The sequence below is a fragment of the Bacteroidia bacterium genome (genome assembly GCA_041391665.1).
Classification (GTDB): Bacteria; Bacteroidota; Bacteroidia; order J057; family J057; genus JAGQVA01.
Genome location: JAWKNO010000002.1, coordinates 828,089 through 851,620, shown reverse-complemented (window position 1 = coordinate 851,620; position 23,532 = coordinate 828,089). Strand labels below are relative to the sequence as shown.

General features: G+C 46.0%; 18 protein-coding genes. 12 read left to right on the top strand and 6 right to left on the bottom strand.

Translation table 11 applies throughout. The features are described 5' to 3' along the window. The first annotated feature begins 38 nt into the window (after nt 1-38). From R3D00_15150 to R3D00_15115, 8 genes are all read left to right on the top strand, one after another. Nucleotides 39-2,108, top strand: a complete 2,070-nt coding sequence (locus R3D00_15150; GenBank protein ID MEZ4774520.1) for a protein phosphatase 2C domain-containing protein — start codon at nt 39-41, stop codon at nt 2,106-2,108. Between the two features lie 3 nt (nt 2,109-2,111). Continuing rightward, nucleotides 2,112-2,642: a TRAP transporter small permease subunit gene (locus R3D00_15145; GenBank protein ID MEZ4774519.1), complete on the top strand. Its 531-nt coding sequence runs from the start codon at nt 2,112-2,114 to the stop codon at nt 2,640-2,642. Continuing rightward, complete coding sequence (locus tag R3D00_15140; GenBank protein MEZ4774518.1) at nt 2,635-4,011, top strand: TRAP transporter large permease subunit; 1,377 nt, start codon at nt 2,635-2,637, stop codon at nt 4,009-4,011. The genes R3D00_15145 and R3D00_15140 overlap by 8 nt, the downstream gene beginning before the upstream one ends. 29 nt (nt 4,012-4,040) lie before the next feature. Further along, the gene (gene aroC, locus R3D00_15135) at nt 4,041-5,123 is read left to right on the top strand and encodes a chorismate synthase (protein MEZ4774517.1); all 1,083 of its coding nucleotides are present in this window, start codon (nt 4,041-4,043) and stop codon (nt 5,121-5,123) included. A 56-nt stretch (nt 5,124-5,179) separates the two neighbouring features. After that, the gene (rseP, locus tag R3D00_15130) at nt 5,180-6,712 is read left to right on the top strand and encodes an RIP metalloprotease RseP (protein ID MEZ4774516.1); all 1,533 of its coding nucleotides are present in this window, start codon (nt 5,180-5,182) and stop codon (nt 6,710-6,712) included. Between the two features lie 8 nt (nt 6,713-6,720). Continuing rightward, nucleotides 6,721-8,631 carry a T9SS type A sorting domain-containing protein gene (locus R3D00_15125; GenBank protein MEZ4774515.1) on the top strand — a complete coding sequence of 637 codons (1,911 nt, stop codon included), beginning with the start codon at nt 6,721-6,723 and terminating at the stop codon, nt 8,629-8,631. An 11-nt stretch (nt 8,632-8,642) separates the two neighbouring features. Continuing rightward, nucleotides 8,643-9,359 carry a bacillithiol biosynthesis deacetylase BshB1 gene (gene bshB1, locus R3D00_15120; protein ID MEZ4774514.1) on the top strand — a complete coding sequence of 239 codons (717 nt, stop codon included), beginning with the start codon at nt 8,643-8,645 and terminating at the stop codon, nt 9,357-9,359. A gap of 228 nt (nt 9,360-9,587) precedes the next feature. Continuing rightward, nucleotides 9,588-10,061, top strand: a complete 474-nt coding sequence (locus R3D00_15115; GenBank protein MEZ4774513.1) for a hypothetical protein — start codon at nt 9,588-9,590, stop codon at nt 10,059-10,061. Between the two features lie 9 nt (nt 10,062-10,070). Here the strand turns inward: R3D00_15115 and R3D00_15110 are convergent, their stop codons facing one another. The 3 genes from R3D00_15110 to R3D00_15100 form a co-directional block, all read right to left on the bottom strand. After that, nucleotides 10,071-11,474: a sugar transferase gene (locus R3D00_15110; protein MEZ4774512.1), complete on the bottom strand. Its 1,404-nt coding sequence runs from the start codon at nt 11,472-11,474 to the stop codon at nt 10,071-10,073. Between the two features lie 2 nt (nt 11,475-11,476). Continuing rightward, nucleotides 11,477-12,367, bottom strand: a complete 891-nt coding sequence (locus tag R3D00_15105) for a hypothetical protein (GenBank protein MEZ4774511.1) — start codon at nt 12,365-12,367, stop codon at nt 11,477-11,479. A 193-nt stretch (nt 12,368-12,560) separates the two neighbouring features. After that, on the bottom strand, nt 12,561-13,271 hold the full coding sequence (locus R3D00_15100; GenBank protein MEZ4774510.1) for a hypothetical protein: 711 nt from the start codon (nt 13,269-13,271) through the stop codon (nt 12,561-12,563). A gap of 451 nt (nt 13,272-13,722) precedes the next feature. Between R3D00_15100 and tilS the strand changes: the two genes are divergently transcribed. The 4 genes from tilS to R3D00_15080 all read left to right on the top strand — a co-directional run bounded on the left by tilS (nt 13,723) and on the right by R3D00_15080 (nt 17,762). Beyond that, nucleotides 13,723-15,078, top strand: coding sequence for a tRNA lysidine(34) synthetase TilS (gene tilS, locus R3D00_15095; protein ID MEZ4774509.1), 1,356 nt, complete (start codon nt 13,723-13,725; stop codon nt 15,076-15,078). Between the two features lie 27 nt (nt 15,079-15,105). Continuing rightward, complete coding sequence (locus R3D00_15090) at nt 15,106-16,212, top strand: tetratricopeptide repeat protein (protein MEZ4774508.1); 1,107 nt, start codon at nt 15,106-15,108, stop codon at nt 16,210-16,212. 164 nt (nt 16,213-16,376) lie between these two features. Then, entirely contained in the window at nt 16,377-16,604 is a 228-nt protein-coding gene (locus R3D00_15085; GenBank protein MEZ4774507.1) for a hypothetical protein, read from the top strand. 15 nt (nt 16,605-16,619) lie between these two features. Then, nucleotides 16,620-17,762, top strand: a complete 1,143-nt coding sequence (locus R3D00_15080; GenBank protein MEZ4774506.1) for a CoA transferase — start codon at nt 16,620-16,622, stop codon at nt 17,760-17,762. Here R3D00_15080 and R3D00_15075 read toward each other — a convergent pair. From R3D00_15075 to R3D00_15065, 3 genes are read right to left on the bottom strand one after another with little or no spacing between them, the layout of a single operon-like run. Continuing rightward, a complete protein-coding gene (locus R3D00_15075; protein ID MEZ4774505.1) occupies nt 17,738-20,527 on the bottom strand; it encodes a LamG-like jellyroll fold domain-containing protein in 2,790 nt (929 codons plus the stop codon). The two genes, R3D00_15080 and R3D00_15075, sit on opposite strands and share 25 nt — an antisense overlap. A 9-nt stretch (nt 20,528-20,536) precedes the next feature. Further along, complete coding sequence (locus tag R3D00_15070; GenBank protein MEZ4774504.1) at nt 20,537-22,327, bottom strand: glycoside hydrolase family 15 protein; 1,791 nt, start codon at nt 22,325-22,327, stop codon at nt 20,537-20,539. A gap of 13 nt (nt 22,328-22,340) precedes the next feature. After that, nucleotides 22,341-23,504, bottom strand: a complete 1,164-nt coding sequence (locus R3D00_15065) for a 1-deoxy-D-xylulose-5-phosphate reductoisomerase (GenBank protein ID MEZ4774503.1) — start codon at nt 23,502-23,504, stop codon at nt 22,341-22,343. Nucleotides 23,505-23,532 lie beyond the last annotated feature (28 nt).

The following is a 23,532-nucleotide window of genomic DNA, read 5'->3' as shown; positions in this document are numbered from 1 at the left end:
ATTCGTGAAAATTTAGGTTTATAGGACTATATTTAGATATGAAAATACAGCTCAAACAACCTGCTGCCTTGCACGAATCCGGTGGGAAGGAACTGAATGAAGATTTTATTTTTCCACTGGCAGGTAAAGCCGGCACACAAGGAACCGATCAGGTTTTTATTGTATGTGATGGTGAAGGAGGCCCCAATGCGGGAGAAGTTGCCTCAAAACTCGTAGCATTAAGTTTTGCCAAATATATTTCCAGTACAGCTCCGGAAGGTGAAATGACATCCGCCTACCTGGAAAAAGCCCTTCGTACAGCCGAAGAGGCGATTTCCGCCTATAAAGAAGCACATCAAGAAAGTGCGGGAATGTCTACCACACTCACGTTAATGTATTTTGGCGAAACCCAGGTTTCCTTTTCCTGGACTGGAAATAGCCGGATTTACCACTACAACAGCCATAAACCCGCCATCCGTATCATTAATCCACCATCAGAAGAAGATAGAATCCGGATATCGGGCAATCATCAGCCGGTAAAACTCAACTTTACCTCAATCCCTTATTCGGAACTTCACGCGGGAGATTCTTTTTTACTTGCCACCGACGGAATCGCCGACCAGGTCGATGCCAGTGTGCTGGAAAAAATCTTAAATGGAAAGAACAAAGTCGAGCCAACGCTGCTTGTCGAAGAATTGAATAAGTTTAATCAGGGTTTTGCCAAAGACAACTACAGCTGCTATCTTGTTCAGGTTGAACATGTTGAAGATGGTATAAACACTATACCAACAGCAGAAACGTCCTCATCACCAGAAACCCAGACCCCTCCAGAAGAGCCCAAAGGGGCAACCATTGAAGAACTGGAAGAAAAAAATGCAAAAATCCTGAAAAACCTCGCGTTTGCCGCGCTGGTGGTAGTAGTGTTATGCCTGGTTTTTCTGGCATGGCGCGCTTCTACCGGAAATAGCAACGATTTCGACGAACTGGTAAACCGGGGAGACCGCTCCATGGAGTCGGGTAACTTCCAGCTTGCCATCGCACAGTATGACAGTGCTTTCAAAGTGGCCAAAAACCCCACAAATCAGGAAATCGCAGCCCGGTTTAAAACCAAAGCAATGAATCGCCTGAGCCTGGCCAGCTTAAATCTGGATGCAGAACCAATAGATTCGCTCAAACTTACGGCGGAAGCTTATAAGGAAGCTGGTGATGAGTTTTTCAGACTGGGCAATTATGAAGAGGCACTTCGCTCTTATAACCGCTCCGAACGTGTGAAAACCCATACGGAAACCCAAACGCCCGAAATTCCCAGGGACAACGTCGCATTGGCTTATATTCACCTGGCAGATAAGGTTTACGAACAACCGGAAAAAGATTGCAATCAGGCAGTGGTGCTTTATTCTGAGGCCTTCAAGGTCTATGAAAGTCCGGAGATCACAAGCAGCGATCCGGAAATTTTTAAACGGGCGAAGGACAGAGCGCTCGAATGTAATGAAACCCTGGCAGGAAATACGGGGGAGGATAAAAAACTTACCCCTGCCCTCACAACAACTACGGATTCAACCGTAAAAAAAGAAATCGCAGAAGCCCCCAAAACAGAAACTCCGGCAGAAACATCCACGACGGAGACCAAAACCCGCTCACTGGAGAGTTTGCCAACTACACCCCCTACGTCAAAAACGACCACAACTCCTGCACCTGAAGAAACCCGCCGCACGGCGATTAACACCCGAAGTATTTCCCCGGAAGAGCAGGTCAAACTCGAAAAATATCTCTCCACTGGCAAAAGACTATTTGTCAAAGCCCGTGATTCCCAATCAGCTTTTGAGTACCGGTTGAGTGCAGAAAATCTTGAAAATGCGGCTCAGATTCTCGACGGCCCTTCGGCTTATATGCTGGCCTATATCTACAACTCCGGTCTGGGAGTTGATAAAGATGAAGCGAAGGCGTTGAAATATGCACAGGTTTCTGCCCTTCACGAGTGGCCCGCCGGTCATTATCTCTATGCGCATCTTCTGCTCAACCGCAAATTTGCAAGAGATACCGTAACGGCAAGGCAGTCATTAATTAAAGCCGCAAATCAAAACTTTCTCAAAGCAATCGAACGGCTCGACGAACTTGACGGAAACTAGGCAATGGCGAATTTCTGGAATGCTCCTGTAAAAATACTTGATTCCATCAATGAATGGACAGGCAAAACGACCGCGTGGCTGACAACGATACTTGTTGTTTTTATGTGTTATGATGTCATCATGCGCTATTTGTTTAGTCAAACTGCTGTATGGATTTCAGAACTGGAATGGCACATGTTTGCGCTGATTTTTTTGCTGGGAGCGGCCTATACATTGAAAGACGACAAACACGTCAGGGTTGATGTTTTTTACACCAATTTTTCACCCAGAAAACAGGCATGGGTCAATCTTTTCGGAACCATATTTTTCCTGATTCCCTTTTGCCTGATTGTGATTTATACTTCGATATCATACGCAGGAAAATCATGGGCCATAGGAGAATCTTCACCGGATCCCGGGGGTCTTCCTGCGCGTTATCTCATAAAATCTGCCATTACCGTTGGATTTGTACTCTTGCTGCTTCAAAGTCTGGCGGAACTGATGCGCTCAATATCCACGCTTACTACTACGAATACGAAACAAGACCATGTCTGAAATCCTGCCCTTTATATTTTTTGGATTGGTTTTTATATTTCTCCTTGCCGGATACCCGGTAGCCTTTACGCTTGGAGGCCTTTCTACACTTTTTGGGCTGGTCTTTCTGGGACCCGAATTTTTTAATCTGCTTCCCTTACGGATTATGGGCACGATGAGCAATTTTGTACTGCTTTCGGTGCCCTTGTTTATCTATATGGGGATTATGCTGGAAAAATCAGGTCTGGCAGAGAGCATGCTGGAAACGATGGCCCTGCTTTTTGGGCGATTTCGTGGGGGATTGGCCATATCTGTGATTCTTGTAGGCGCAATGCTGGCTGCTTCGACGGGCATTGTGGGAGCCACGGTTATCACCATGGGCCTGATCAGCCTCCCGACGATGCTTAAAAGAGGCTATAGCCCCGAACTGGCCACAGGTACCATTGCCTCTTCCGGTACGCTAGGGCAAATTATCCCCCCCTCCGTAGTGCTGATTCTGTTGGGCGATGTCATGCATGTATCTGTCGGTGACCTGTTTAAGGCAGCGATTATACCGGGACTGGCACTTGTCGGCTTTTACCTCGCATTTATTGTTGTGGTCGCTCTCATAAAACCTGATGCAGTACCCCGTATGCCCAAAGAAGAGCTGGCAGCTTTCAGGGCCGGGACAGGTAAAGAAATGGCAGCCCGGGTCTTCCACGCATTTTTATTGCCTTTTCTGCTGATTTTGGCAGTACTAGGCTCCATATTTGCCGGCATAGCTTCTCCCACAGAAGCTGCAGGTGTCGGCGCGCTGGGCGCAACGATTTTGACGATATTGGCTGCCCATCGGAAAAAGACCCTTTCACTGCAAATTTTCCAGGACGTCATGCGGGAAACAACCCGAATTACTTCCATGGTATTTCTCATTTTAATTGGTGCGACCACCTTCACCCTGGTATTTAAAGGAATGGGGGGAGATCATCTCCTGACCGATTATATAGAGCGATCCAATCTTTCGGCAGATATGTTCCTGCTGGTCGTGATGTTAGTAGTTTTTGTGTCGGGCTTTTTTATCGATTTCATTGAAATTATTTTCATTATTGTACCGGTCGTACATCCCGTTTTTGCCAAATTTATTGCGGCAGGAGAAGGGATATTTGGCCAGTTTCAGACCATGGGCGTGCCCGGGGGCGCCATGATCTGGATCGGAATTTTGCTTGCATTAAATCTCCAGACGTCCTTTCTTTCACCACCTTTCGGGTTTTCCTTATTTTATCTCAAAGGAGTCGCACCACCGGAAGTTCGCACAAGTCATCTGTACAAAGGAATTATTCCCTTTATTGCTATCCAGATTGTTTTTCTGGGTGTGATCATTGTTTTCCCCGAAATAGTAACCTTCCTTTTTTAGAAAGGCTGATAATCGCCTATCTTTGCTTTATGTCAAATACTTTTGGTACCTTATACCGCATCACCAGTTTTGGAGAATCACACGGCGAAGGAATCGGTGTGGTGATTGATGGTTGTCCCGCAGGCATTTCCCTCGACCGGGCTTTTATACAGTCAGAACTGGACCGAAGAAAACCCGGACAAAACAGAATCACGACCCAACGCAAAGAGGCAGATGAGTTCCAGCTATTTTCCGGCCATATGGATAATATCACGACCGGAACACCACTGGGCTTTTTTGTTCCCAACCAGAATGTTCGCTCCAAAGACTATGACCATCTAGCCAGGGCTTTCCGCCCTTCCCATGCAGACTATACCTATCAGGTCAAATATGGAGTCAGGGATCACCGGGGTGGCGGACGCTCGTCAGCACGCGAAACGATCGCCCGCGTCATAGGCGGAGCAGTCGCCAAACTCTTTCTTCAGAAAGTATCTGATATTCAGATTAATGCATGGGTTCAGAGTATCCATGATATCGAACTGGCTCATGATCCTACCTCATTTGACCTGACAACCGACTTTTGCGAAGCCGTCAAATGCCCTGACCCGATCGTAGCCGAAAAAATGTTCCACTTCATCGACGATATCCGAAAATCGGGAGATTCAGCAGGCGGTGTCATAAAGTGTAAAGTAAGCGGGATGCCCGCAGGTTTAGGTGAACCCATTTACGGAAAACTTTCAGCCATTCTGGGTGCCGCAATGCTCGGCATAAATGCGGTCAAAGGTTTTGAAATAGGTTCGGGATTCGCCGGTACACACCTCAAAGGTTCAGAACACAACGACCTCTTTTATACCGAAAACGGCAAAGTACGTACCCGCACCAATCGATCAGGCGGTGTACAGGGAGGCATCAGTAATGGCGAAGATCTGGAATTTCGGGTAGCGTTTAAACCCACAGCAACCATCATGCGTAATCAAACCAGTATCGATGAAACATTGCAGGAAGTCGTGCTCGAAGGGAAAGGAAGACATGACCCGTGTGTAGTCCCCAGAGCCGTTCCTATCGTAGAATCGATGGCGGCCATCGTGCTTGCTGATATGTTCCTGCTCCATCAGGCCAAACAAATGAAATAACGGCTTTTTATTCAGGTCAGGAACACGTAATTTTGCATAAATTTTTCAGGGAAGTTATGAGTTCATCCAAAAACAGAAGTTTTACACGGCTTGGCATCTTTGCAGGCATCGTCCTGCTCAGTATACTAATTGGCTACCTCACAGGGCATATACAAACTGTATTTGATATATTAGGTGCGATTGGACTTGTACTTGTCGGTATCACCATTCTCGTTACGATACACGAACTTGGACATTTTCTATCCGCAAAAGCTTTTGGGATGCGGGTAGAGGCCTTTTCCATTGGATTTCCTCCCAAAATATTCAGCTTCACCAAAGGGGATACGGAATATCAGATAGGCGCTGTGCCACTTGGCGGTTATGTCAAAATATCAGGTATCATCGACGAATCCCTCGACACAAATCATATCAATGAACAACCCAAATCTTATGAATTTCGCTCCAAACCCGTTTGGCAACGACTAATCGTAATGACCGGAGGGGTAATCATGAATGTGATTCTGGGCATTTTCATATTCTCCATGATGAAGTGGCAATTTGGCGAAGAAAAACTGCCCATGTCTGAAGTGAAATACGGTATCGAGGTGAATGAACCCTGGTACGAAAAAACAGAAGACGGGAAAGACTCTGTCAGAAAACAATCGCTGGGGTATTTTCTGGGCTTCCGTACCCGCGATGAATTGGTCTCTTACAAAGGGCAGGCACTACCCTATTTCAATGATTATATCAATCAGGAAAAACTGCTGGAAGACGACGCCTGGTTTGAGGTAAAAAGAGATGGAGAAATTGTCAGGATTGATATCCCCGGCTATGTCCAGAATTTTTTCAACAGCGATACGATATCCAGTGCCAATGACTTCATTTTTCCCGCTGTACCGGCTATTATTACTGTAACCGACAGTATCAATATCAGCCAGACAGAAGATACCAAAGAAATGGTGGCCTCTCCGGCTTTTGCTGCTGGGCTTCGCACAGGAGACAGAATTGTCAAACTTGACAGCACGAACGTTCTTTTGTTTTCAAACATCACCCGATATGTAAAAGGCAAAAGAAATTACCCTATTTCTGTTGTAGCAGAGCGGGAAGGGCAGCTTTTGACTTTTGATGTAACGACAACCAATAAAGGGCTTCTTGGGGTAGGAAGAATACCTATTGACTCTATATTCAAATCTGAGACAACAACTTTTGGCTTTTTCGAATCCTTTGTACCGGGTACCCGCGATGCGTTCACATTCCTTTCTGCAAATGTAAAAGGTATCCGAAATTTCAGTAAGGAAGGGGTTGATCCCAGCAAATCTATTATGGGTCCGTTTCAGATTGCTTATGTCTATCTTCAGGCGTTTAAAAATGGCGGGGTTAAGGCATTTTTGTCTCTCACCGGTATGCTGAGTATGATCCTGGCATTTGTGAATATTTTACCCATTCCGGCACTTGATGGCGGCCATGTAGTTTTCCTTCTGATTGAAGCAGTTACCAGAAAAGAGCCTTCTGTCAGAGTCAGAATCATCGCCCAGCAAATCGGTATGGTACTGATTCTCAGCCTTATGCTTTTGATCATCGCAAATGATATTTTCCGGCTAGCTGTTTAATCTGACTCATGTTGAAAATTTTCAGAAAAGGATTTTTTCCCCTGATTGCTGCCCTTACAGGCGCTTTTCAACTGTCTGTAGCTCAGTCTGTCATTGTCCTTGCCAACGACTCGCTGGCCCGGTCACCCTTCGCCATGTCTCCCTCCGGCCAAAGAGGCGGAAGCCCCGATACGCTTTCCATCGGCCCGAATACTCCCTTTTTCGACGATTTTTCTTATCCGGGTCTTTTTCCTGACTCTGCGCATTGGTTCATGGCTCCCAATGATCTTACCACACCGGTTATTTCCCGCAACCAGGCTGTAAATCCCCCCTCCCGCGGTGTGGCAACTTTTGATGGTTCTAATAAATACGGGGAAGCCTATAACCCTGCCAATATCGGCAGCGGAATCACAGACCGGCTGCTTTCTCATTATATTGACCTGGCCCCCTGGACAGTATCAAGCCAGGCAAAATTGTCGTTTTTCCTCCAGCCGGCAGGTTTAGGCGAAAAACCGGAAGCTACCGACTCCTTTTATGTTTATTTCCGTACGCCGCTTCCTCCGCCAAACGATTTTAAAAAAGTGCTGGCTATCGGGGGCACTCCTTCAAAACCTTTCCGGCAGTATGTCATCCCTCTCAATGATCCACTGTTTTTTCATACTGGCTTTCAGATTCTGTTTCAGACGCTGGGATCGCAAAATGGGATGCTGGATGTCTGGCATCTGGACTATGTGTTGCTCGGACTCAACCGGAACAGTAATGATACAACCTACAATGACCGTTCTCCGGTAAACCTTTCCCGCTCAATCCTCCATCCATTCTCGGCCATTCCGATAACACATTACCTGGCCGGGTCAGGTAGCAATATGCAGCCATTTACGGTCAATATCGATAACCTTGCCGGGCAGAACCAAAACGCAACACTTTCCGCAAAACTATCAGACCCTGTTGGCGGATCCGTGTTTAGTGCTACACAAAATCAAACGGCAAGCCTTCCCCCTTATGCCGTGAATCCTGTAAATTTTCCGGCTTTTGCTGATCAGGCGCTAAATGGAATCGCTGCTTACAAACTCGAAGTATCTACGCCAGCAACAGGAGATATTCGTCCGGAAAATAATGTGCTGGAAGAAATTTTTCGTATCGATTCCGTCTTTGCCTACGATGACGGTGAAGCGGATGCCTCATTTGGCCTAAATCAGGGACTGGGCTTTGGGATGAAATTTACGCTCTCTCAGCCAGACTCGCTGGCAGCGGTATGGATCAGCTTTGTTCCCACAGTAAACTACAATCAGGTAACAGGAAAGGCCACTTATATGAAGGATAAATCCTTCCGCCTGGCAGTATGGAAAGATTCGCACCCCGACTCCCTGATTCTTCAGCAAATCGGCGGCATGAAAGTAACCTATGGAAATACCCCCAATCATTTTCAGCGGTTTCCGCTTTCTACGCCATTGCAGGTTCCACAGACGTTTTGGGTAGGTGTACAACAAACCGATACAGAACCGCTGGGAGTAGGGTTTGATTTTAACTATGACAATGACGCCTATACTTTTTGGGATTCGCTGGGGCATTGGGTAAATACCCGTATGGGCGGCTGTCTGATGATAAGAGCGGAAATGTATAATACGACAGCGTTAGCGACTTCCATTGAAAAATCGGTTTCTCCCCCCCTTGTCAATCTGTTCCCCAACCCGGTTACCGGCAATACAGTTGAAATCAATCTGGAAAATATTGAACCCGGTACTTTGTACCATGCAGAAATCATGGATATACAGGGCCGAATCCTTCAGTCATTTCCTGCGGAGAAAATAAACAATCCCGCTTTGCGACTGAACTTGTACGAAAATATTCCCGCAGGCATGGTCATCTGGAAACATTATTTCCAAATGCCCAACGGAGACAAAAAATACTTTACAGAAAAACTGCTCATTTTACGCTAAAGACAATTTGTATGAAGCTTGATATTCTGGTTTTTGCGGCGCATCCGGATGATGTAGAACTCGCGTGCTCTGCAACTCTGGTAAAGATGATCAGTAAGGGAAAAAAAGCAGGAATCATCGACCTTACGAGAGGAGATCTCGGCTCCCGGGGAACCCCCGAAATCAGAGACAGAGAAGCAGAAATCGCCGCAGAAATCATGGGCATACATGCCAGAGAAAATCTGGCCTTTCGCGACGGATTTTTTTTGCATGACGAAACACACCAAATGGCTATCATCCGGATGATACGCAAATACCAGCCCGAAGTGGTGATCGCCAATGCGCCTTCAGACCGGCATCCCGACCACGGAAGGGCCAGTAAGCTCGTCAGAGACGCGGCATTTCTCAGTGGGCTGCGACGTATCGAAACACAACTCGACGGGCAGGAACAGCCAGCATGGAGGCCTAAAAGATTATTCTACTATATTCAGGATCATGCATTAGAACCAGATTTTGTTGTCGATGTGACTGAGTACTATGAAAAAAAGGTAGAAACACTGAGGGCATTTGGTTCCCAGTTTTACGACCCCAACAGCAAGGAGCCGATAACGTATATTTCCACGCCCGATTTTCTTCCGTTTATCGAAGCCAGGGCCCGAATATATGGACATATGATCGGGACAACATTTGGCGAAGGATTTATTTCAGAAACCCCAATCAAAATCGATCTCCCCACTGATTTAATTTAGTCACACTGCCAATATCCGGCATAGTTTGGGCGTTACTTTTTCAGATAAAGTAACGCCCTTTATTTATATATATTAAACAGTTGTTTAGTAAAATATTTTACAATGTAGATCATCCATTGATTGTGTTATTTCATCCGTATAAATTGACACCTGACGTTATACCTTATTGTAAGTCCCCGCTCTTACGAGTATTTTTAATTATGATTTACCCCAAAATGTTCTTTGGATATGAAATTTATGATTTATGTTTTCCTTTGCTTGCTGACTCTCCCCTCTGCTTCTAATTTTGCGCAAAATGCGCTTCGCCCTATCAGCTCGAATGAGCGGGTTGCTTCTACTACGGTTTCTTTTGAGTCGAAAAGTGACTTCGAACTTCAGGAACAACTCAAGCAAAAAGAACTCAACCAACTGATTAAAGATTACGGACAGGCACCTGAAAGTCAAAGAAGAATTATTCAGGAAAAAATCCAGCAGACGCTGTTTGACCTGTTTGATCTCGGTTTGATGGACATGGAAGCCAAGGCAATGAGCCTTGCTGAGGAGCTTCGGAATATGGAAAATACCCCGCAATTTCGCACGCGCTCCCAGGACATTCAATCTTTGCAGGATGCGTTGAAAAAGGTTAATTCCAGCATTGAATGGCGCAGAGCAAACCGGGACAAGATTGTTGCAAAACGGTTGTTTGAAATCCTTGAAAAATAGGAAATACCACTATTTACCCCGCCCCTCTATAATGACGATGATTGTATAGAGTATGATTTTAAAGTCAAGAGCGAGAGACATATTCTCCATATAGAGAATATCAAATTTGAGCCGCTCAATCATCTCTTCCACATTCGAAGCATAACCAAATTTGACCTGGCCCCACGATGTGATGCCAGGTCTTATTTTATGCAGATGCCGGTAATGTGGCGCTTTTTTCACGATCTGATCGATATAAAACTGCCTTTCCGGCCGGGGGCCCACGATGCTCATTTCTCCGCGCAGGACGTTAAAAAATTGAGGCAATTCGTCCATACGGAGCTTTCGGAGCCAGAGGCCGATTTTAGTAATACGCGGATCGTCGTCACTCGAAAGTGCAGGCCCAGCTTTTTCGGCATCCTGTCTCATGGTGCGAAACTTAATGATAAAAAATGGTTTGCTATTTTTACCGATCCGTTCCTGTCTGAAAAATATCGGCCCGGAAGAATCCAGTTTAATCAAGATACTTAATGTCAGGTACAGCGGGGAAAGGATAATCAATGCCCCCAGGGAAGCAATAATATCAAATGCTCTCTTGGCTACACTTTCCCACGGGCGCATAATCTGTGGGAAAATCTCAATCAATGGCGCGCCCAGTATGTGAGAGATTTTTACACTTCCGACGATATAATCATAAACACCGGGAACGACCTTTATATTCGCGCTGGTTCTTTCGCTCAATTCTATAGCTACTCCTACCTCTTCCACCTCATCTTTTTCAAGCGCAATTATCACTTCTTCAATTTTACGGGCTTTGATGATTTCATCCAGCCGGTCAAGGCTCCCAAAGTGTTTAAGTTTACCCATAAACAGGTTATCCCCATTTTCTTCGCCCAGCGATACATAACCGACAAAGTGATATCCCAGAGACCGGCGCATACTTTCCAGCTCATGATAAATCCCATAGGCCTGTGATTTGCACCCCACCAATACCGTCGGAAAACCCAGCTTTCTTCGCCGGATACGCACATTGGTACGGGTGGTAATCATAAAGCGGATAATTGCCACAGAGCCAAACTGCAAAGTCAGATAGGTAGTAAGCAGTATCCGATGCATGGAAGGGTTTTCGGGGGGAATCGGGTCATCCAAAAAAATCAGGAAAAAGATCGCCAATACGCCCATGAGCGAGTACTTAAACAACTGCGTGATTTCTTTTAGCCGGGACCGCCGAAAGGGGTTGTTGTAGAGGCCGGCTATTGCGTAAAGAATAATCCAGTAGATAGAAATCACCGCAGCGTTGACAAACTGCTGATTGTCCAGATAAGCGAATCCCTCAAGGGTCTGCCGTCTGAAATACACAAATCCCAGCCATACAATGTAAGTCGTCCAGAAGTCTGCGGAAAAATATAAAAAACGCTGTAGTCGTTTGCGCATTATTAGCGAAAGTGAACGATACGGATATTGTCGAGATATATAACACCGGAAGCAGCCTGTCCTGTAGTAGCATTAAGGCTGTTGGCCCGAATATATGGTTTAAAAAATGCGCCATCCTGCACAGACCTCACCCCATCATTTAAATGGACAAATACGGTATTCCACTCACCCTTGGAGTTGAAATACACCTCAGCAGGAATTTCCCCCACATCTACCCCTACGGAATAGAAAAGACCAACCGTGAAGGAGATATCATTTTTATAGGTAATTTCCATATAGATATCGTTACTGCCATTTTGAGGAAGACGAATAAAGTCTGCTGCAATCAGCTCTAATTGATATCGATCCGGAGAAAAGCTGATCTTCCCAGATTTGGTACCCATAAATACCGACTCTGTCGAAGAGGTTAGCGAAGTCGTAATGGCGGAAGATGAGACATTTTCAAACGCAATGGAAGCATTTTCAAAGGCTTCAACAAACGGAAAAGCAATGACGGTATCGGGATAATATGAAAATACCGGGCTGATGATCTGCGTATCGGCAGGAGAACTGTTTAAAGGCAAAATCAACGGCCTCCAAAACGGATACGGGGATCTTACGAGCGAAAGCCCGCTCTCAAATATTCCTCCCCGTATGACCACCGAATCTACCCCTTCCAACGGGATCAGCGGAACGACGGAGGGCAACCGGTAAACCCCCAACTGTCCGGGTCCATAATCCACCCACAAATCTTTTACCCCCAGTTCACTTTTAATAGAACCTGATGCATTTAGCCGGATTTCAGCACGTGGGAGACTGAGATAGACCGGAAGTGATTCCGGACGATCAAAGGTATTACAGCCAGCTACCCAGATTAGTATTGGCAACAATATATAGAATGGGTGATACTTCATGCCCGCCAATTGACCTGCAAATATAGGAGAAAGGGGAAATTTTGCCCAAAATAAAAGCGAATTCCGTCTCATTATTCTTTTTCATCTATAACGAAGGCGGAGTCAACAACGATGGATGGACAAAAAAAAAGGCCGGAAACATGCTTCCGGCCAGTGTAATCTATATATTACGATGTATAGAGACGAGAGAATATTAGCGAAGTTCTACATTGTGAGTCAGTGCTTCGCCATTCTTGATCAATACTTTTGCAAAAGAAGGGTTTGCTTCAATTGCTGTCGATCCTCTGGCCTCTACCATGACGATATAGGTTCCGTCTGGTAAATGCTCAAACCGATATTCTTGCCCCTGACTAAAATTGTGAGTGGAGATATACTGATTGCCATTGTCTGGTCCGTACAATGAAATACGGAAAATACCTGCGGTGCTCTTTGCGTTTCCAAAAACACTTCCCGAAATAGAACCCAGTTCAACTGCTTCCTGACTGGATTTATCTCTTTTCAGAAAGGTATATAAATAGTTTTTGGAAATTTTCTCGTCGTCTTTCAACAATATTTCTTTTACCCTTACCGTCATATCTTCCCCTGAAGGAGCCATTTCTATCACAACTTCCCGGTTGGTATTTCGATAAACGACCGAAAGAAACTCATCAGACCGCCCGTCAGCGGCAAAAGACACCGGCATTGCTTCGGCCTTTCCCCACACACAATCATCATCGATACAGTTTCCTTTCGCCTGGATAAACAGTAATTCGTTTTCTGCAAGGACTTCAATCTCTGGCAAAAAAGCGCCGGGTTGCGTGTTTACCCAAACACCGGTAAATTTACTGATATCAGCAGTCTGAGTTTCCTGGTTAAAGTTGAGCCAAAAGGATGAAATACAAAAAGATAACAAGAGTGCTTTCATACAAAATAAATGGTCATAAAATGAAACAATTTTGGGTCTTAACAGCAGCTTAATATACCAATGACAATTACTGTTCCAAATACCCAATGATTCACCGATATGTAGGGATTCGGGGCAAAAAAGAGTCATTTTCGGTAATGCTGTTTTGACGAATAAAACCCGATATTATCATTGTCGATGCACAAAATACCAAATACAGCCAAAATCAGAAATGCTAACTAGCTGTTTATGAACTACTTAAAAAGTTTAACACGATGTTAATATTTACCCTAAATGATTAAGTGAACGGATAGTACGGAAAATGGTTACAAATACGATTTTCACGAACAGTCAAAAACCGGGTATATCCGGTGTTGACCATTTGCGTAAGATTTTTGGAAAATTGTTCCATTTTTATAGCCGGAAGGCTCATTAATGGAAATTACTTACCTTCGTATATGATTTATTTCAGATGCAGGAACTATTAGAAAGGCTCGCCCAAACCATCCAGAATTATGAATTGATCCTCCCGGGACAAAAAGTACTTGTAGCCATAAGTGGTGGCCCTGATTCGGTATTTCTTGCAGGTGCTCTCCATAGGTTGGGCTACGCAATCGGCCTTGCACATGTCAACTACCACCTCCGGGGACAAGATTCAGAAAATGAAGAATTGCTCATCAGACAATACGCCCGCCAATGGAATGTTCCGGCTTTTATCTGCCATGCTACCCCTAAACAACACGCCCTGAAACACCATGTATCGCTACAGGTCGCCTGCAGGGATATCCGCTATGACTGGTTTGACCAAGTCCTTACCACAGAAAACTACGACTGCTGTGCGACAGCTCACCATCTCAATGATCAGTCAGAATCTATCCTGATGTCTTTGGTAAAAGGCAATAGCGAATCGGTTATTCACGGTATCCCCATAAAACGCGGGCCGTATATCCGCCCATTGACAGAAATTTCAAAAATCGAAATACTCGCCGCAATAAATGAAACCGGATGGGCATATTCTCTTGACTATACCAATGAAAAAAATGATTATACCCGCAATCAATTCCGCAACCAGATTATTCCCTATCTGAAAAACATTAATCCGGACCTTGAAAATCAGTTGAAAAACCGGCTCAAGTGGTATCAGCAGCAACATGCCTTCATCAGAAAAATCATCGAACAGCACCGGAAAGAGTTGATTACCATCTCAGAAGAAGTCATTTCTCTCGACTGGGGGCCATTTGAAAATAAATTTGGCCGCGAACATCTGCCTGTGCTCCTTGCTGAGGTTGTCGCCGAATGGGGGTTGCACGGCCATGAAATCGAACAGTGCATCCGGCTGATAGATAGTCAGCCGGGTAAAAGGATGGAAACAAAGTCCGCCAGGCTGACCCGCACCCGTTCCGGCCTGCTTTTTCAGGTAAAACCAGGCCAAGTGGAAGCAGCAACTCCCCTGAAGCTGGAAAACTTCCCCCAATCAGAGACCATCCATTTTGATGGTCGGGAAGTATCTTTCACAACGGAAACGCTATCACCAGCTGCAGAGGTTTTTATTCAGGGGAAATATCTGCTGGATATAGAAAAAATACATTTCCCGGTAACTATCAGGCATTGGCAGCAGGGAGACAGAATGAAACCACTGGGGATGAAAGGCCACAAAAAACTCAGCGACATATTTATTGATGAAAAATTTGACCCATTGGCCAAAGCAAGAGCGATCGTGCTGGAAGACCAAAGAGGGGTTATTTTTCTTTCTGAATACAGAATTTCGGATCGCATAAAACTCACTCCCGAAAGCCGAAAGATTGGAAGGATTGTCATTATCGACTAATTTCGCACCTAATAAAATGGAAAAATTATGTACGGACGATACTTTTTCTGGTTAGCGATCTGGAGCTGGGGAATCGCCATCACTACCGTCGGGTGCAAAGAAGATCCGGAAAATCAATCCACAACCACAGAAACCGCTCCGGCTTTTCTCTCAGATTCTGCTGCCGAAGATCCCCAGGTTCGCTTATTATCGCTCAACCAACAGATAGAATATAATCCCCGGGATTATACCCTTTACCAACAGCGGGGCGTAACCTACTACGAACTAGACAGCCTGGAAAAGGCGATTGCAGATATTGAAACCGGTATCACATTGTTTCGCAACAGTCCAGATCTCCACTATTGGCGGGGATTTTTTGCTTTTACCATTGATGATACGGCAACAGCTATGGCCGAATACCAGGCCGCAGCCGGCCTCGGTTCAAAAAGTCCGGAGACATTTTATCAGATGGGGCAGATATATTTTTTCCAGGGGAAAAACGAAAAAGCCCTGGAAATGTACGACAAAGCGGCGCAGCTCAATGACCATGATCCGCTCTATATTTTTGCCAGGGGTTATCTCGAAGAAAATCGCCGGCTTTACTCAAAAGCAGTCGAAGCTTATCTTCGCGCGCTGGAGCTGGATCCGGGTTATGACCGGGCCCTCATTCGCCTCCACGATGTTTATCTCGAACATTATGAGAATGAAACCGAAGCCATCAAATACCTCGATCAACTGTTGGCAGCACATCCCGGACATTCTCTGGCCAGGTTTTACAAAGGAAATGAGTATTTCCGAAAAGCAATGAAAGTGTACAATGACGCGCAAATGGAATCATTTCGCAACAGGATCAATGAAGCCGTAGCTGAATATACCATATCTATAAACCGCGACCCAGGATATGCGCAGGCCTGGTACAACCGGGGGTATTGTTACTTTCTTGCCGACCGATATCAGGAAGCCATGAAAGATTTTGAAGAATGCCTGAAAAATAATCCCAAACACGCCCAGGCGGCATTTATGCTGGGCTCTTCCTACGAATACTTCAAAGATTTTAAAACCGCACTTTATTATTACCAGCTTTCACTCAACAGCAAACCTGATTTTGCCGATGCAAAAAAGGCTGTACAGGAAATGCAGGAAAAACTTAAATAAAAAAAATATTCCATAAATAAATAGTCCTGCCAACAAATAGACCATTAGACAGATTTATCCCATTTGGGTATTGCATGTTGCCATGAACTTATTTACTATTGTAATAAGTTGAAAATTCGTTCATTTTAATACTTTGTTCTGATTTCCCCCAGATAGAAATAATTATGGATAAAGCAGAACTTGAAATAATTATACGAGAAGTTCTTTCGGTTTCCGCAGATGAAGCCGGATGGGCAAACCTTGCGAAAATAGGTATCCTGTTGCGTAAAAAAGGGGTAAGCTATGGAAAGCTATCCAGATTTTTCAGTGAGTTTACTCATATGGTTGAAACACGGGTAGATGACACGATCCAGCCGCCCATAACCTACGCAAGACTGAGGACCGTCGAATAAACGCCGATAAAAATAATGTTGGAAGATATTACCGTTATTGAGCTCGCCAGTGTGCTGGCAGGGCCAGCGACAGGCATGTTTTTTTCTGAGTTGGGCGCAAGAGTCATCAAAGTAGAAAATCCGGCCGGTGGCGATGTTACGCGCAGTTGGCGACACGCAGCAGAATCAGCATCCTCTGATATTACAGCCTACTTCAGTGCAGTAAACTGGGGGAAACAATCCCTTTCTCTGGATATAAAATCTGCTGAAGGCCGTGAAGTGATCTACAAACTGGCTTTAACTGCGGATATTATTATTTCCAGCTTTCTCCCCGGCACATCCCAACGCTTACTTTTAGACGCCGATACACTGTTGAAGATCAATCCGCGGTTGATCTGTGCTGAAATCAATGGCTACGGCCCCGATGACCCCCGCCCTGCTTACGATGCCATTATACAAGCGGAAAGTGGCTTTACCTACCTCAACGGCACACCTGGAAACATTGGAAAAATGCCCGTCGCACTTATGGATCTCCTGGCGGCGCATCAATTGAAAGAAACTATTTTACTGGCCTTAATCCGGCGAATGAAAACCGGAAAGGGAGGGAAGGTGAGCGTCTCCCTGATCGAATCCGGAATTACAGCCCTCGCCAACCAGGCTACCAACTGGCTCAACTCCGGTATAATGCCTCAGCCATCGGGCTCTGAGCATCCCAACATCGTTCCTTACGGTACCATTTTTACCACAGCTGACGACAAACAACTGGTTTTGGCAGTAGGCACAGACGCCCAGTTTCTGGCTTTGTGCAATGTGCTGGGGATTCTGCCTCCGGAAGAGATGTTTACCAATGCGGGAAGGGTACGCCTTCGGGAACAGGTAATGGCATGGATTACGCCTGAAATTTCTGCGTACAAACGGGATGATTTGCTCCAGCTATTACTGAATGCGAAAGTACCGGCAGGGGCAGTGAATGATATGAAAGACGTTTTTTCGATCCCCATTGCAGGCCCGATGATATTGAAGGACGAAAAATGGCTGGGGCTGCGCACATTTGCCGGGCAGGGCATTGGACAAAAATCGTTGACTCCCCCACCCCACCTGGGCCAGCATTCCTGGCAACTACTACAGGATCTGGGATATACAGAAGAAGAAATCTACCGGGTTTTGAGCTCAAACTGATCCAGTTGCAGCGAGGCGTTTATCGCACGAAGTTCAAGTTTATGGGGGCCATGAGAAAGGTTAGTGAGCAATAATTTTTGCCCGTCGCAGTTTTCCGTCCATTGCCAGTCGCGGGTATTGATGCAGGAAATTTCCCCCACAGACTTACCATCGAGAAACACTTTTACCCCCGTGGTTTTCCCATCAGCAGACCTTGCGCGAAGGCGCAGATACAGATTCTCCTGATCTTTAGTCCTGGGAGCAAAGATATATTCTGCACAGCCTTTTCCTGACGCTGTAGCCCAATAGCTGGTAAATACAGAAAAATCGCCCGGAGCCGACAAGCCGGTTTCCGTTTGAATGGTGATATTTTTCCCATCGTCAAACACCTCAGCATCAAACAGAAAACTTTTGGACCACCAGGAAGGATGACCGGATTCATGCCAGGCATCCAATTGGTAAAAAACAGGTTTACCCGCCACAGTCTTATCGTAGATATAAACGCTTCCCTGCCTTCGCACTTCAAACTTCAGCGTTTCCCCTTCCAGCTCAATAACTGCAATTTTTTTGTCTTCCACATTGCCTTTGAGATTGCTGTTGGGGTTGATATTACCGGCAATTACATACAGACGTTTTGAGTCGTGTTTTCTCACTGTCACCAGGATCCTCGGGTCGCCGGCCCAATGACGGATTACCGGAACGCCTTTTTCATCTTTGAGTGCATTCCCATGCCGGAGAATGTCTTCATAGCGGCTGGTGATTGCCTGAGCATAGACAGGTGTAACTGCCTGCCAGGCATAATTGCGGGGATTGGCAAGATTGGGCCATTGAGATTCATTAAAAAAGCCCGTGTAGAAAAACTCAGCCCCCACTACGCCCAGATTTTTCAGCAGCCCCAGCCATTGTGAGGGGCGAACATTTTCTTCCGGATTTTTCTCCCATCCGGCTCCGACAAAAGGAGAAAACAACCGATCGCCGGCGGCGATTTCCGTTTCCCGGCAGATTCTTATCCAATCCCAGCCACGCCAGGGGCCTGACCATTTTTCCCAGTTTCTCGGCCAGCGGGGATAAAAATCGGGGGTAGAATAGTATTGTCCGTTGATGAGATCGCCTATTTTCCGCGCTTCAGACCATTCAAACCGGTCGAGATTTTGCGGGCCGGCATCCACGCCATACCATGAGAAGGTCGTGTTTTTCAACTGAGGAAGTGAGAGAAACTGGTCGGCGTAAGCCTTGCGAAACCGGGTTTTCTGCCGGGCCTGATATTGGTTCCAATCAGTTATACCCGAAGCATTTTTATGAGCGACCACCGAAGGGCTTTTTTCCATAACAGATCCTTCGATTGGCAATGGCGGTACTTCCCCATTTTCATTAATGAAATCGATAGGACGGGTAAGTTTGCTCAATATCCGGATCAGGTATTGACGCTGCACCTGCCCATCGCGGACAAATAAATCGTCAGGAGCCGCAGGGCTGATTTGCGGATTTTTGGTATTGAAGTTACCGCCTCTGTCAAGAATATTGTCTTTTGCATCGCGGAGGTAGTACGCAGGCGGAAGATTTTTTCTACGAATGAAGGCATCAGGTTCTTTTTCACCCCCATCTGTCAGCCTCACCTGCGGCCAGATGGTGGTTATGGAAAAAGGTATTTCGGGATGTTCATTTGCCAGCTTAATCCATGCCGCTTCATAGGCGACCGGATTGTTGAGATTGGCTTCACGCGAAGCGCCAAGAGTATTTTGGAGCACCAGCATATAGTTCCAGTAACTTCCCAGCTCTTGTTGAATAGCCACAGAGTTGGCACAGGACTGCGCCTGACTTACTCCCGGAAAATTTCCTTCGGCAAAGTAGGTCATACCCATCCAGTTGAAATTTCGTCGCAACCCATTCCCCGGCAAAAACCGGGGCAGCGGGAAGGACTGGAGTTGGGCCACAGGTGAAATCGTTACTTCAGGATGGCCCGGCGCATATTCCCGAAGATCGACAGACTCCGTTTTTTCTTTTTGCCGGGGGATGACTACACTGCGGTCGTTCTGAAAAGAATAGTGTTTTCCACTTCTGCATTCATTATAATGTTTGCGATGCAGGGTAGCAGGAATGAATTGATTGTATATAGCCACCTCATCGAGATCACCCACAAAATATTGTTTTGCGGCGTCTCCTCTGTCGGAAAAATAAATCTGTTTATAACAAACGGCATTCCGGCAGATCAGACCTTTAGTTGGTACGTTTGAAGAAAAACCCTCAGGCATTTCACCGTCCACCCAAATTTCTTTCGTACCGTTTCCGGCATGGTATTTAAACACCATATGATGCCAGTTTCCATCGGTGTAATAGCCCAGGGAAAAAGGCCCGGCCCCATTGAGCGGAATACTTAACCGGTCTGGAACAGATTCTCCCGAAGCGGGTTTCACCCACGTCTCAAACCTTAGTTCCTTTGCGCTCATCATCAGAAATAGGCCATTGTCCTGCGTCCAGAAAAACCGCCAGGACGGGTTCATCTCACCTTTTCTGATCCTAAACAGAAATTCAATGGAAATGGCCTGATCAAAATCGACGATGGCAGACATCTGCCGGGACTTATCTGCCCCAAAAGACAGATAATTTCCTACCACAGGGTTTTCGCCCAGTATCTTCATCCCGGGATCTGCCTGCCATCTGGATTTACCCGTTTTTCCCGCTTCCCATGTTGGTGATTCGAAGTCCCAGTATGCGTCAGGCTGTATTTCCTGGGCAAATAAACTACAGGAACAGGATAAGAGAAGCAGAAAAAAAACAGGTTTCATAGATAATAATTATAAAAATGGCTGTGTGTCCAGCCGCTTTGAAATAGCAAAAGCCGCATTGACAAGTCCCACATGACTGTAAGCCTGAGGGAAATTGCCCCATTGGCTGCCAACCGTAGCATCTACATCTTCACTCAGAAGCCCCAGATGGTTGGAATACCCCACCAGCCTTTCAAATATTTCGATTGCTTCATCGAGACGACCTACGCAGGCCAGCGCTTCCACATACCAAAACGCACAAATCAGAAAAGTAGTCTCAGGCTCGCCAAAATCATCGGCATGCTTGTATCGGAAAAATAGGCCTTCTTTTGTTTTTAGTTCTTTCTCCAATGCTTCCACATGCCAGCGCGCGCGGTCACTTTCCGGATTGAGATAGTTCATAGTCACCAATTGCAGCAAACTGGCATCAAGATTTTTGGTACCGATGGCCTGGGTATAAACGCCGCGATCGGCATCAAAACAGTTTTCGAGTTGAACCGTTGATTCTTTGATCAATTTTTCAGCCAGTGCCTTCATTTCCTCATCATTGAAATGGCGGGCAATTTTGAGTGCCGCGTGGCTTCCTGCCCAGTGAAAAAGAAACGTATAAGCGTGTAGCTGTGATTTATTTCTAAATTCCCACAACCCGGCATCGGGTTCTGACATGGTAGCCTCCACCTGCCGGAGAATGCGCATAATGAGTGGTAGCAGGTGTTGTTTGTCTTCCTGAACCAATCTTTTGTCTACAAATAGAGGGAGCAAGGAAACCAGTACCTGTCCGTATACATCATTTTGAATGTGTTCATAGGCCTGATTCCCAACCCGTACAGGGGTATTGTTTTTATATCCTTTTAAGGGCAGAATTTTTTCAATCAGTTTATCCTCTCCGGTGATAGAATACAACGGTTGAAACCGATCTTTTTCCCCCAGATTCAGGGCGATATTTTCGATGTAATGCGCATATTGTTCCAATTCGGTAAAATGCCCAAGGTTGGTAAGCGCTTTCAGGGTGTAATGCGTATCGCGAATCCAGCAATAGCGGTAATCCCAGTTGCGGGTACTTCCTGGTGATTCGGGCAGGCTGGTGGTGGTCGCAGCGATAATGGCACCGGTATCCTGAAACTGGTGAAGCTTAAGTGCCAGCGCGGAGCGAATTACCTTTTCCTGGTGAAACTGTCCAATGGAAGTGCGTTTCACCCAGCTTTGCCAATAGAGTTTAGTTTTCTGGTAAAAGGTTTCCAGGGTAGTTTCGAGTTCGGCTTCCAACGGAATGCCCCAGGTAAGTGCGAGATGTTTGTTTTCATTGAGGATAAAAGCCTTTTCCTCCGAAATATAATTGAGCGCAATATTGGTGGTAAGGCGTACCTGGCGCTCCAGCCCCATAAAGCGGAGGTGGCTGCTGCCAAATAACAATTCAGGCACCACTTCCCCATATTCGCCACGTGGGCGGCATATTACCCGGATCCTGGGGGTACCCTGAATGGGAATCACTCTCCGGCCCAGAAGTAATGGCTTGTAATAACGTTCATACTGCAGAAACCTGGGGGCAAAATCCACTACTTTGAACTTACCATCGACACAGTCAAATTCCGTCACCAGAATATTGGTGTTTTCAATATAATATTGATGTGAGGTATAGTTTTCAGTTGCAGGTTTAATGGAAAACTCTCCGCCCTTTTCATCATCGAGCAAACCACCGAAGAGAAAACTACTGTCAAATTTTGGCCAGCATAACCAGCCGATATTGGCTTCGGTATCAACGAGCGCGAGGTAGGCACAATTGCCGATTAATCCGTAATTGTAGGTGTGTTTTTCTGACATAAAAAAATTCCTGTTATTTCGTTTCAAACTGTTGGTTTACCCACTCCCTTGCCGCAATATCGGTTTCAAACAGATCGTTCAAATCGGGATTTGTCACGAAGTGAACACTTTCCATCGCAGCCTCATTTAAGTCAGCCAACCGGGTAAAGGAGATCCGGCCTTCCCGGAAAAGGCGGTTGGTTTCTTCATTGGCAGCATTCAGAATACAGGGTACATTGCCCCCTTCTTCCATGGCCCGGAAAGCCAGTCCAAGGTTTTTAAATACCGATGTGTCGACTGTTTCAAATGTCAGCGAAGGGTAGTCGGAAAAATGAAATCTCGGGAAGGGGTTCTTTAGTCTTTGGGGGTAAGCGAGTGCGTATTGAATAGGAAGGCGCATATCTGGCAATCCCATCTGAGCTTTGATACTGCCATCTTCAAACTGTACCATCGAATGGATGATAGACTGTGGGTGAACCACTACTTCTATTTGTTCGGGGCTTAAGTCAAACAGCCAGCGGGCTTCAATGACTTCCAGTCCTTTATTCATCATAGAAGCTGAATCTATTGTAATTTTTGCGCCCATTTCCCAATTGGGATGTTTGAGGGCCTGTGCAGGGGTAACTTTGGTCAGTTGATCATGGCTAAACCCTCTGAATGGGCCTCCTGAAGCTGTCAGCAAGATCTTTTCTACCGGATTTCCAGTTTCCCCGACCAGACACTGAAACAGCGCTGAATGTTCACTGTCAACCGGAATGATCGCGACGCCGTGTTGATTTGTGAGCCGGGTAATGATTTCTCCGGCGACAACCAACGTCTCTTTATTGGCCAGGGCAATGGGTTTACCACTTTGAATCGCACGGATAGTGGGGCGAAGACCCGCAAAACCAACACAGGCAGTCAATACCATATCCACTTCGGGTAAAGTCATGGTTTCAGCCAGTGCCTCCTCTCCGGCATGCGTATGAATGCCTGTACCGGCCAATGCGGTATTCAGTTGCTGATAATGTACGGGGTTGCCAATTACCACGTGTAAAGGGCGAAAAATCAATGCCTGCCGGATCAATAAATCCACATTGGCATGGGCCGTGAGCACAACGGGCCTAAACAAATCAGGAAAGCGGCTGATGACATCAAGCGCCTGTGTACCGATTGAGCCGGTTGAGCCCAGTATGGCAATATTGCGGGGTGAAAACATGCGGGAGATTCCAGTTATTCTAAAGAAT

Bases quoted from the DNA above. Each gene is read 5' to 3' on its own strand.
- R3D00_15150 (MEZ4774520.1), top strand. From the start codon at position 39: ATGAAAATACAGCTCAAACAACCTGCTGCCTTGCACGAATCCGGTGGG.
- R3D00_15145 (MEZ4774519.1), top strand. From the start codon at position 2,112: ATGGCGAATTTCTGGAATGCTCCTGTAAAAATACTTGATTCCATCAAT.
- R3D00_15140 (MEZ4774518.1), top strand. From the start codon at position 2,635: ATGTCTGAAATCCTGCCCTTTATATTTTTTGGATTGGTTTTTATATTT.
- aroC (MEZ4774517.1), top strand. From the start codon at position 4,041: ATGTCAAATACTTTTGGTACCTTATACCGCATCACCAGTTTTGGAGAA.
- rseP (MEZ4774516.1), top strand. From the start codon at position 5,180: ATGAGTTCATCCAAAAACAGAAGTTTTACACGGCTTGGCATCTTTGCA.
- R3D00_15125 (MEZ4774515.1), top strand. From the start codon at position 6,721: ATGTTGAAAATTTTCAGAAAAGGATTTTTTCCCCTGATTGCTGCCCTT.
- bshB1 (MEZ4774514.1), top strand. From the start codon at position 8,643: ATGAAGCTTGATATTCTGGTTTTTGCGGCGCATCCGGATGATGTAGAA.
- R3D00_15115 (MEZ4774513.1), top strand. From the start codon at position 9,588: ATGAAATTTATGATTTATGTTTTCCTTTGCTTGCTGACTCTCCCCTCT.
- R3D00_15110 (MEZ4774512.1), bottom strand. From the start codon at position 11,474: ATGCGCAAACGACTACAGCGTTTTTTATATTTTTCCGCAGACTTCTGG.
- R3D00_15105 (MEZ4774511.1), bottom strand. From the start codon at position 12,367: ATGAAGTATCACCCATTCTATATATTGTTGCCAATACTAATCTGGGTA.
- R3D00_15100 (MEZ4774510.1), bottom strand. From the start codon at position 13,271: ATGAAAGCACTCTTGTTATCTTTTTGTATTTCATCCTTTTGGCTCAAC.
- tilS (MEZ4774509.1), top strand. From the start codon at position 13,723: ATGCAGGAACTATTAGAAAGGCTCGCCCAAACCATCCAGAATTATGAA.
- R3D00_15090 (MEZ4774508.1), top strand. From the start codon at position 15,106: ATGTACGGACGATACTTTTTCTGGTTAGCGATCTGGAGCTGGGGAATC.
- R3D00_15085 (MEZ4774507.1), top strand. From the start codon at position 16,377: ATGGATAAAGCAGAACTTGAAATAATTATACGAGAAGTTCTTTCGGTT.
- R3D00_15080 (MEZ4774506.1), top strand. From the start codon at position 16,620: ATGTTGGAAGATATTACCGTTATTGAGCTCGCCAGTGTGCTGGCAGGG.
- R3D00_15075 (MEZ4774505.1), bottom strand. From the start codon at position 20,527: ATGAAACCTGTTTTTTTTCTGCTTCTCTTATCCTGTTCCTGTAGTTTA.
- R3D00_15070 (MEZ4774504.1), bottom strand. From the start codon at position 22,327: ATGTCAGAAAAACACACCTACAATTACGGATTAATCGGCAATTGTGCC.
- R3D00_15065 (MEZ4774503.1), bottom strand. From the start codon at position 23,504: ATGTTTTCACCCCGCAATATTGCCATACTGGGCTCAACCGGCTCAATC.